This is a genomic window from Polaromonas sp. P5_D5, from assembly GCF_054049435.1.
Genome location: NZ_JBFUMJ010000010.1, coordinates 77,020 through 87,591, shown reverse-complemented (window position 1 = coordinate 87,591; position 10,572 = coordinate 77,020). Strand labels below are relative to the sequence as shown.

Genomic DNA, 10,572 nt, shown 5'->3' with positions numbered 1-10,572 from the left:
TCCCCCCTGCCGACGCTCACTTCGTGTAGCGTCACCTCCCCCAGGGGGACAGGCGCCTTGCGCCCGGCATAGCCGGATCGCGGCCCCTGCTTGCGAATTCGCAGACCCGCGGCCAAGCCATGCAGGTTTGAAGATACCCCCTGCCGACGCTCACTTCGTGTAGCGTCACCTCCCCCCAAGGGGGACAGGCGCCTTGCGCCCGGCATAGCCGGATCGCGGCCCCTGCTTGGAAAGAGAATCCCCCCTGCCGACGCTCACTTCGTGTAGCGTCACCTCCCCCAGGGGGACAGGCGCCTTGCGCCCGGCATAGCCGGATCGCGGCCCCTGCTTGCGAATTCGCAGACCCGCGGCCAAGCCATGCAGGTTTGAAGATACCCCCTGCCGACGCTCACTTCGTGTAGCGTCACCTCCCCCCAAGGGGGACAGGCGCCTTGCGCCCGGCATAGCCGGATCGCGGCCCCTGCTTGCGAATTCGCACACCTGCGGCGCCAAGCCGTACGGGTTTGCTCAGCCGTACAGAGCCTGCTCAAGTTCCTTGAACTTCTCGGGGCCTACAGCTTCCTTGATTTTGGGTGCCAGCTCCTTGAGCTTGTCGATGTCGCCTGCGGCTTCCACCGCAAGGTTCAGCCGGAAACCCCGAAGGCCCAGGGCGGCCGTCAGCCGCGTGGCGATGGGGTAAGCCCTTGAATAATGCTCTTGCGCATTCAGGGTGGGACTGCCGTCGGCGTTGTGCGCCGACACCTCAGGGACTGGCTCGGCAGGCGGCTGCACTGCCAGCGGCGCCAGCAGGCCCAGCGAAATCAGGTGGTTGATGTCTTCTGCGGTTACGCCGAATCCTGAGGTGGCCTTGACCACATCGGCCATGCTGCGTTTGCCGTCAAACATGATAAAGGCAGAGCGCTGCCGGGGGGTCAATGCGACGGTTCGGTTCTGTACGGCGGTCTGGCCGGCTTCCGTCTTGGTGTAAATCATCGGCTGGTCTCCAGTAAATGCGCGAGGGCGCCACCATGCGGTGCTTGATATTAAGAGACGCTGTAATGGCTTGTTTTGTCTCTGTTAATTCAATTTACCTCATTTTTACCTGCGCCGCACCTATTTCGGGCATGTCGCGGCACTGTCCTGCCTGCGAATGCGCCACGCGCTGCCAGCCTGATCCCTTCACTCAACCGCCCGCATCAACCCCAAAAGCAGCCGCAACAACAGGTACATCCAGCCGCGAAGCACCATGTTTTTCACCACTCAGATCAATATCGCCGCCCTTGTTCAACAGAAATAATGCCAGCCCGGCAATCACGATAAAACCCACAACAATTTTCCACATCTTTCTTTCTCCCAAAAAAAAGCCCCCGGCAAATGGATGACGAGGGCCCGTAAAAAACACAAGGCTTTTCAGCCTGAAAAGGCCGGTGCGGGCTCCTGGCCCGCACCGGCGCAAATACCCATCAGTCGTTGGCGTAAATATCCACGTCCTTGGTTTCCTTGATGAACAAGGTGCCAACCACCAGCGTCATGGCGGCGACGATGATCGGGTACCAGAGGCCGTTGTACATATTGCCGGTCTGCGCCACGATGGCAAAAGCCGTGGTGGGCAGCAGGCCACCGAACCAGCCGTTACCGATGTGGTACGGCAGGCTCATGGAGGTGTAGCGGATGCGCGTCGGGAACAGCTCCACCAGCATGGCGGCGATCGGGCCGTACACCATGGTGACCAGCAGCACCAGATAGAACAGGATGACCGTGACCATGACCTTGTCGACCTTGGCTGGATCAGCCTTGCTCGGGTAGCCGGCAGCCTTCAGGTCGTCCGCGACCGCTTTCTTGAACTCGGCGTCCTTCTTCTTGGCGTCGTCGGCGCTCAGGCCCTTGGCGTTGTAGCTGGGGATGGCGGTTTCGCCGATCTTGATGGTGGCCACGGTGCCGGCGGGTGCTGCGACGTTGTCATAGCTCACCGAAGCGCCTGCCAGCACCTGCTTGGCGATGTCGCAAGAGCTGGTGAACTTGACGGTGCCGGTCGGGTTGAACTGGAACGAGCACTCTTTCGGATCGGCGGTCACAACCACCTTGTTCTTGGCTTGTGCCGCGGCCAGGTCAGGGTTGGCGGCTTTGGTCAGCGCAGTGAACACGGGGAAGTAGGTGACCACAGCCAGCAGGCAGCCGGCCATGATGATGGGCTTGCGGCCGATCTTGTCGGACAGCGTTCCGAAGATCACGAAGAAAGGCGTACCCAGGATCAGCGAATAAGCCACCAGGATGTTGGCCGTGGGGCCGTCGACCTTGAGCGCCTGCGTCAGGAAGAACAGCGCGTAGAACTGGCCGGAGTACCACACCACAGCCTGGCCGGCGGTCAGGCCGATCAGCGCCAGGATCACGATCTTCAGGTTTTTCCACTGGCCGAAAGACTCGGACAACGGTGCCTTGGAGGTCTTGCCCTCAGCCTTCATTTTCTGGAAGGCGGGGGATTCGTTCATCGACAACCGGATGTAGACCGACACGGCCAGCAGCAGGATGGAGACGATGAACGGAATGCGCCAGCCCCAGTCGGCGAATGCGACTTCGCCCATGGCGGTACGCACACCCAGGATGACCAGCAGGCTCAGGAACAGGCCCAGCGTGGCTGTGGTCTGGATCCAGGAGGTATAGGCACCGCGCTTTCCCTGTGGCGAGTGCTCGGCCACATAGACAGCTGCACCGCCGTATTCACCGCCGAGCGCCAGGCCTTGCAGCATGCGCAGGGCAATCAGGATCACCGGAGCGGCGACACCGATGGATGCGTAGTTGGGCAAGAGGCCGACGATGAAGGTCGACAAGCCCATGATCACGATGGTGACCAGGAAGGTGTACTTGCGGCCGATCATGTCGCCCAGGCGGCCGAACACCAGCGCGCCGAAGGGGCGCACGATGAAACCGGCTGCAAAAGCGAGCAGCGCAAAGATGAAGGCAGAGCCTGCATCCAGTCCGCTGAAGAACTGCTTGGCAATGATGGCTGCCAATGAACCGTAGAGATAGAAGTCGTACCACTCAAATACGGTGCCGAGCGAGGAGGCGAAAATCACCTTCTTCTGCTCGGCTGTCATCGGCCTGTTGTCGACGGCTGTTGCCATGATGTTGTCTCCAAAATAATGAGACTTCCGGTATGGAAGCTACCTTCATTATTTTGGTTGTGCCTGACCTAGCTCTGACGTGAAACTAACAGGAGCTTTCACGAAACTTATGCTTGGCTGACAAGTCAAGGGGAAACCCTTGAAGAACTTTTCAGCATGCGAAGCACCTCAGGGAAAACGCTTAAAACCTTCTTAGGCCCCGCGTTTGATGCCCGTCGCAACCTTACACACGGCATTCCAGCCATCACCATCAAACCAGGGGCTGCCGAGCAGGTACTCGCGCAGCATCGGCAGCGCATCCAGGCCCCAGAAAATTTTGCCGTCCACCTCAAACGCCGGCACGCCAAAAACGCCCTTGGCAATCGCCGCTTCCGTATTGCTTTTAAGCTGCGCCTTCACGCCCTCGTCCTGCACATCGCGTACCGGCGCAAGCTGCTTGAGCAGGGCTTCGTAACGGGCCGCATCGCCGACTTCACCGCCTTCGCCCCAGACATGACGAAAGATGGTTTCGCACGCATAGCGGTTGGGCGTGCCACCCTGCCCCTCGGGGCCGCAGGCCACAGCCAGGCGCAGCAAGGGCAATGGGTTGAAGGGGTGGCTGACCGGCATCTTCATCGCGATACCCAGGCTGTGCGCCAGCCACAACACCTGCCGGTAGGTCCAGTCGCGTTTGGGGGCGATCTCCGCAGGGCCCAGCTGGCCATAGTGCTTGAGCATGCCCGCGAACAGCACCGGCGTGTACGCCACGCTGTAGCTCACACCCTTCAGCGCTTCTGGAAGGCGCTCAAAAGCCAAAAAGGCATAGGGCGAAATGACGTCGAAGTAGCATGTGATGTGCTTGATCGCGGGTGCATCACCGGCTGCCGGCTTCATCGTTGTGTTCTCGCCGGTCATGGCTGCATCGCAGCCATGCGCTGCCCTATGGATGTCCAGATATGGCGCTTTGCGGTGTCGTCGGCCCCACTCCACTGCGCAATTTCATCGCGCGTGCGAAAGCAGCCTTCGCACAGGCCCGAAGTCGAATTCATGCGGCACACGGAAATGCAGGGCGACGGAACGTCCGGCTCATCGTCGAGTGTGGCCGCGCGCAGGGAAACCAGTTCGATCGCGTGCTTCCTCGCCAGTTTGTCTTCGTCCACATTCACCGCAAAGTCCGCCACCGGTGCGCCCGTCAGCAGCTCAAGCTCCTGCGGCGACAGCTGGAACACCGCATGCGGATGGCCCGCGGCCGCCCACACGGTTTCAAAGCGGAACAGCGAGCGGTCAATCAGCGTCACGGAGGGCGTGGCATGCGCCAGCGGCGACACACCGCCTATGGAGAACCCCGTGCGCGCCTTCACAAACTCCGCATCGGCCCGTGCCAGGCGCTTGCCATCGATACACACCATGGCCTCGACCTTTTTTTCATCGACCCGCTGGTCGCCGGACGTCACCACCAGCACGGCGGCATCGTCGGACTTGCGGCGAAAAATAATGCTCTTGGCAATCTGGCCCACCTGCACACCCAATGCATCGGCCGCCTGCTGCGCGGTGCGCGCGGCATCGTCGAGCATGACGGGTGCATGCAGGTGGCCGCTGTCCAGCAGCACTGCGGCAACCCGCTGCACGCCCTCAGGCAAAGTCTTCAATTCAGCGCCACACATGTCAATTCATTCGTTTGTTAAGAAGCGCGGTTGCCGCGCGGGAATTCGGCTTGCGCCCGAGAAAATCGCTGATGAATTTTCCCGCATCAATGAGCTTGTCCAGGTCAATGCCCGTCTCAATGCCCATGCCATGCAGCATGTACACGACATCTTCGGTCGCCACATTGCCCGTCGCGCCCTTGGCAAACGGGCAGCCGCCCAGCCCCGCCGAGGAAGTGTCGTATTGCCACACGCCCATCTGCAATGCCATCAGCGTATTGCCCAGCGCCTGGCCGTAGGTATCGTGAAAATGCCCGGAGACATCGTCGATGTCGAAATGCTTGAGCGTCGCCTCCATGGCGCGCTGCACCTTGAGCGGCGTGCCCACACCAATCGTGTCGGCCACACCCACATGCTGCACACCAATGCCCTTCATAAGGCCGGCGAGCATGTCCACACGTTCAGGCGCGATGTCGCCTTCATAGGGGCAGCCCACGGTGCAGGACATCGCGCCTCGCACATAGATTCCTTTTTCACGCGCGGCCTCGACCACGGGGCGAAAGCGCTCAATGCTTTCGGCAATCGAGCAGTTGATGTTCTTCTGGCTGAAAGCCTCGCTGGCCGCGCCGAACACCACGATCTCGTCGGGCCACAGCTCGCGCGACGGCGCAATTGCGGCTTCAAAGCCTTTCATGTTGGGCGTCAGCACCGAATAGCGCACACCCGGCTTGCGCTTGATGCCGGCCATCACCTCGGCGTTATCGGCCATTTGCGGCACCCACTTGGGCGACACATAACTTGTGACTTCAATCTCTGTGAGGCCCGCATCCTGCAGGCGGTGCACCAGCTCGATCTTTACGGCGGCAGGCACCTGGGCTTTTTCATTTTGCAAGCCGTCGCGCGGGCCGACATCGACAATTTTGACTTTGGAGGGCAAGGACATGGTTTTTTCCGTATTCGATTTCAGGATCAGGCGGCCGCAGGTGCCGCGCCGCGCGGGCGCAACCACAAAAGCAGCCAACCGGCCAGCACACCCAGCGCACTGAACAACAAAAGAACCCCACCGATAAAGCCCTGCACCAGCACCGACCCCACAATCTGGGCCTGCACCGGATCTGCCACCGGATAACGCACCTTCACGGCCTCACCCACTTTATGGACGGCGCCGCCCTGGCGCACCAGCGGATCAGCCACACGCAGGGTACGGCCATCGTGCGCGGAAAATTCGACAATGCTTTTCTGGCCCGTGCTGAGCTTCAGGCGGGACGCTTCATGCCCCACCACCCGCCCGGCTACCGTGCGGGTGTCGCTGCCAAGCCCCAGGCTTGAGGCCAGCAACCAGAGCGCTGCCAGGGCTGTCAGCCCGCTAGGCACCAGCAACAACCAGCCCAAAACACTGAGCAGGCGGTGAGATGTGGACGATGGCATCAATGAAACTCCGGGGCCTGCGCTTCAACGGTCACTTCAATAGCCACGCAGTGGATCAACAATACCAGCAACCCGCTCCCCGCGTTCGACGGCACGCACCTTGCCCGCAATCTGGGTGATGCTTTCCTCGCGCAACGTGCGGGCCGAGGTGTGCGGGGTTACCGTGACCTTCGGGTGTTTCCAGAAAGGGTGATCTGCCGGCAGCGGTTCAACATGGAATACATCCAGCGTGGCGCCCGCCAGGTGGCCGTTGTCGATCAGCGTGATCAGGTCGCCATCGACCAGGTGACTGCCGCGCGCCACGTTGATGACATAGCCGCCCGGCCGCAACTGCGACAGGGTGTCCAGGTTCATGATGCCCCGCGTTTCAGACGTCAGCGGCAGCAGGCACACCAGGATGCGGCTGGCCGCCAGGAAATCCTGAAAACCCTGCCCACCCGCATCGCCTGAAAAGCACTGCACGCCCTCAATCGTCTTGGGCGACCGGCTCCAGCCATTGACCGGAAAGTCAAACTGGGCCAGCGCGCGGCCGACGCGCTCGCCCAGCACGCCCAGGCCCATCACGCCAATGGGGTAGTCAGTGCGCAGGCGCGGCTTGCGGTACGACCATTTGCCTTCGGCAATATCAGCCTCGTAACCATCGAGCTCGCGAAAGTGGCGAATCACCGCATGGCACACAAATTCGGCCATCTGCACGGACATGCCCGCATCGTCCAGCCGCACCACCGGTACGCCGGCTGGAAGCCGCAGCTTCATCAGCGCATCAACGCCGGCGCCAATATTGAAGATGCCTTTGAGCTTTGGCTGCTCGTCAAAGAACTGCTGGGGCGGCGCCCAGACCACCGCGTAGTCGGCCGGCGCCGCGCCGGCGGACCACAACTCCACCTGCGCATCGGGAAACTCGGCCTTCAGGCCGTCTACCCAGGGCTGGGGTTTGATATCGGAACAGCAAAAACTGATGCGCATTGAAAACTTCCGTCAAAGTCAGGTCAAACGGCTATTTTCAACAATTCCGAACCCTCGCTCACCTGGTCGCCCGGCGCATACAGCAGTTCCTGCACCACGCCATCGGCCGGCGCGGCAATGGTGTGCTCCATCTTCATGGCTTCCATCACCGCGAGTGGCTGGCCCTTGCTCACTTTGTCGCCCGCCTTGACGGCAAACGACACCACCTTGCCCGGCATGGGCGCCGTGAGACGGCCGCCTTCGGCCTGCGCTTCGCCCGCATGGGCCAGCAGGTCAATCGACAGGATCTGTGTCGCGCCTTTCGCGGTGAACACATGGTCCAGCTCGCCCTGGGCATACACGGCAGCCGTCATGCGCTGGCCGGCAAACTGCACGTCAATGCCCTGGGCGGTTTCAGCAAACACCAGCGGGCCCGATGCCTCACCAATCGTCAGGCGCAGCGCACCGTCGTGCAGGTAGGCCAGCGTTGCCTTGGCAGGTTCGCCGTGGAATTCAAACTCAAAGCGGCGCTCCATCACACCATGCGAGCGCCAGCCGTCGCGGCGGCTGAAAGGGTCTGCGCCTTCCATGGCCCGCTCATCCAGCAGGGCTTTGGCCACCGCCGCCGCACCCGCCATGGCCAGGCCCACCGGCTCCTGCTTGAAAAGCACGGCTTCTTCGCGCTGGATCAGCGCGGTGTCGAGGTTGGCCTTGGCAAACGAAGGGCTGCGCACCACATAACGCAAGAACTGCACATTGGTGCTCAGACCCACGATGCGGGTCTGCGCCAGCGCGTCGTCCAGCCGGGCCAGTGCTTCCTCGCGGGTCGCGCCGTGCACGATCAGCTTGGCCACCATGGAGTCGTAGTACGGAGAGATCGAATCACCTTCGCGCACGCCGTCATCCACGCGGACCTGTCCTCTTTCAAACGCCGTGTGCGCCGGCTTCTTGTAAACATGCAGCGTGCCGGTAGCAGGGAGGAAGTTGTTGTCAGGTGTTTCAGCGCAGATACGTGCTTCGATGGCATGGCCGGTGATGCGTAGCTGGTCTTGCGCCAGCGGCAGTTTTTCGCCCGAGGCCACGCGCAGCTGCCACTCGACCAGGTCAAGGCCGGTAATCGCTTCGGTCACCGGGTGCTCCACCTGCAGGCGCGTATTCATTTCCATGAAGAAGAAGTTCATGCTGCCGTCAGCGCGCTGTTCCACAATAAATTCCACCGTACCCGCACCCACGTAATTCACGGCACGCGCTGCAGCCACGGCGGCCTCACCCATCTGCTTGCGCATGGCTTCGGTCATGCCGGGGGCAGGCGCCTCTTCCAGCACCTTCTGGTGGCGGCGCTGCACCGAGCAGTCGCGCTCAAACAGGTAGACGTAATTGCCATGCGTGTCGCCAAACACCTGGATCTCGATGTGGCGCGGGCGCTGGGCGTATTTTTCCACCAGCACCGCATCGTCGCCAAAGCTGTTGATGGCTTCGCGCTTGCACGATGCCAGCGCCGCGTCGAAGTCTTCCGTCTTGTCGACCGCGCGCATGCCCTTGCCGCCGCCGCCCGCGCTGGCCTTGATCAGTACCGGGTAGCCAATGCGGTCGGCCTCGCGCTTGAGCAGTGCCGGGTCCTGGTCGCTGCCGTGGTAGCCGGGCACCAGCGGCACGCCGGCTTTTTCCATCAGCTGTTTGGACTCAGCCTTCAGGCCCATGGCCTTGATGGCCGACGCCGGTGGGCCAATGAAGACCAGCCCCGCGTCGGCACAGGCCTGCGCAAATTCCTCGTTCTCGCTCAGGAAGCCGTAGCCCGGGTGAATTGCCTCAGCGCCGGTGGCCTTGGCGGCTTCGATGATGCGTTCCCAGCGCAGATAGCTGTCTTTGGGTGCGCTGCCGCCGATGTGCACAGCCTCGTCGCAGAAGCCGACATGCTTGGCGCCTGCGTCGGCATCGGAATACACCGCAACAGATTGAATGGCCATGCGGCGCGCAGTTGCCGCCACACGGCACGCTATCTCGCCCCTGTTAGCAATAAGAATTTTTTTAAACATGGTCGTTCTTTGAGAAAGGAGACTTCAAGGTAAATGCGGAAGTGGTGCCCGGGTCCGGCCGGCCGCTGAAGATGCGGGCCACGCGGGTGAACAGCTGGCGCAAAAAGCGCCAGCAAACACGTATCAGCCAGATGCTGAGCGCCAGCACCAAAGCCAGCACCACCACAAACACCAGCGGGTGGGCAATCGCCAGCCACAGGCCGGCCGGCACCAGCGAGTCTTCGATCAGCGAGGCGCCAATATTGCTGAAAGGCTCGGGCGAGGTGTTGATGGCTGCGCGCGTGGTGGCCTTCGCCGCAAAGCTGGTGGCGGCCAGCGTGCCGCCCAGTAGCGCCGCTACCAACGCGCCCAGGCCGTTGTCGGCGCCAAAGACCGCCGCCGCAAGCGCCGCACCCGCTGGGATGCGAATCACGCCGTGCACCACATCCCACAGCGAATCAAGGCCCGGAATCTTGTCGGCAAAAAATTCAATGAACACCATGAAGCCGCTGACGCCCAGCACCACCGGATTGGCCAGCAGGCGCAGGCCCTGCGGAAGCTCTACCCAGCCCATAAAGCCGGCCAGCCCGGTCAGCAGCACGACAAGGTACAGGCGCACGCCGCTGGCCCAGCCCAGCGCACCGGCGAGAGCAATCAGTTGCGCGGTGTCCAACGCTTGCATCAAGTGATCCAGTTCGGTTTGCGCTTTTGCAGGAAGGATTGAACGCCCTCACGCCCTTCCGCGCTCACACGCACATCGGCAATGCTTTCCACCGTCCTCTGCACCAGTTCCGGCGTGATGGGCTGGCCGCCCACGTCCTGCACCAGTTGCTTGCACAGCTTCACGGCCTCCGGGCCGGCGTTGACAAGGGCCTTCACCATCTCGGCCACCCTGGCGTCCAGCGCGTCGGCCGTCACCACTTCATGAACAAAACCAATGCGCAAGGCCTCCGCCGCATCAAAACGTTCAGCCGTCAGGAAGTAACGATGCGCCGCCCGCGCGCCCATGGCGCGAATCACATACGGGCTGATGGTGGCCGGGATCAGGCCCAGTTTCACCTCACTGAGGCAATAGCCTGCCGTGTCCACTGACACAGCCATGTCGCAAGCCGCCAACAGGCCCATGCCGCCGGCATACACGTCGCCCTGTATGCGGGCAATCACCGGCTTGGGGCATTCATAAACAGCCTGCAGCATGGTGGCCAGGCGGCCCGCGTCTTCCAGGTTTTGCGCATGGGTGTAGTCGGCCATGCTGCGCATCCAGTTCAGGTCGGCGCCTGCGCAAAATGCCGGGCCATTGGCCGCCAGCACAACGCAGCGCACCTCGTCGTGCATGCCCAGCTCGACAAAAGCCTGCGTCATCTCGGCAATGACCTCCTGGTTGAAAGCATTGCGCACGTCGGGGCGGTTCAGCGTGACGGTCGCCACCAGCGACTCGATCTGGATGTTCAGATGGTTCAT

The 10,572-nt window shown here is 62.0% G+C and carries 11 protein-coding genes; all 11 read right to left on the bottom strand.

The annotated features are described in order from the left end of the window. Positions 1-507: 507 nt before the first annotated feature. Positions 508-972 carry a hypothetical protein gene (locus ACXJKE_RS22830; RefSeq protein WP_457282875.1) on the bottom strand — a complete coding sequence of 155 codons (465 nt, stop codon included), beginning with the start codon at positions 970-972 and terminating at the stop codon, positions 508-510. 190 nt (positions 973-1,162) lie between these two features. Then, a complete protein-coding gene (locus tag ACXJKE_RS22825; protein WP_457282874.1) occupies positions 1,163-1,321 on the bottom strand; it encodes a hypothetical protein in 159 nt (52 codons plus the stop codon). A gap of 121 nt (positions 1,322-1,442) precedes the next feature. After that, positions 1,443-3,101 carry an MFS transporter gene (locus tag ACXJKE_RS22820; protein WP_457282873.1) on the bottom strand — a complete coding sequence of 553 codons (1,659 nt, stop codon included), beginning with the start codon at positions 3,099-3,101 and terminating at the stop codon, positions 1,443-1,445. Between the two features lie 192 nt (positions 3,102-3,293). Beyond that, positions 3,294-3,944 carry a 2-hydroxychromene-2-carboxylate isomerase gene (locus tag ACXJKE_RS22815; RefSeq protein ID WP_457282878.1) on the bottom strand — a complete coding sequence of 217 codons (651 nt, stop codon included), beginning with the start codon at positions 3,942-3,944 and terminating at the stop codon, positions 3,294-3,296. Positions 3,945-3,991: 47 nt separating this feature from the next. Next, positions 3,992-4,729 (bottom strand): YbaK/EbsC family protein, encoded by a 738-nt coding sequence (locus tag ACXJKE_RS22810; RefSeq protein WP_457282872.1) that lies wholly within the window; start codon positions 4,727-4,729, stop codon positions 3,992-3,994. A gap of 16 nt (positions 4,730-4,745) precedes the next feature. Then, the gene (locus tag ACXJKE_RS22805; protein ID WP_457282871.1) at positions 4,746-5,666 is read right to left on the bottom strand and encodes a hydroxymethylglutaryl-CoA lyase; all 921 of its coding nucleotides are present in this window, start codon (positions 5,664-5,666) and stop codon (positions 4,746-4,748) included. 26 nt (positions 5,667-5,692) lie between these two features. Then, a complete protein-coding gene (locus ACXJKE_RS22800; protein WP_457282870.1) occupies positions 5,693-6,151 on the bottom strand; it encodes a DUF3592 domain-containing protein in 459 nt (152 codons plus the stop codon). A 36-nt stretch (positions 6,152-6,187) separates the two neighbouring features. Beyond that, entirely contained in the window at positions 6,188-7,117 is a 930-nt protein-coding gene (locus ACXJKE_RS22795; protein ID WP_457282869.1) for a 2-hydroxyacid dehydrogenase, read from the bottom strand. Positions 7,118-7,140: 23 nt separating this feature from the next. Next, complete coding sequence (locus tag ACXJKE_RS22790) at positions 7,141-9,132, bottom strand: ATP-binding protein (protein ID WP_457282868.1); 1,992 nt, start codon at positions 9,130-9,132, stop codon at positions 7,141-7,143. Beyond that, positions 9,125-9,793, bottom strand: coding sequence for a DUF4126 domain-containing protein (locus ACXJKE_RS22785; RefSeq protein WP_457282867.1), 669 nt, complete (start codon positions 9,791-9,793; stop codon positions 9,125-9,127). Before ACXJKE_RS22785 ends, ACXJKE_RS22790 begins: the two co-directional genes overlap by 8 nt. After that, positions 9,793-10,572, bottom strand: a complete 780-nt coding sequence (locus ACXJKE_RS22780; protein ID WP_457282866.1) for an enoyl-CoA hydratase/isomerase family protein — start codon at positions 10,570-10,572, stop codon at positions 9,793-9,795. The genes ACXJKE_RS22785 and ACXJKE_RS22780 overlap by 1 nt, the downstream gene beginning before the upstream one ends.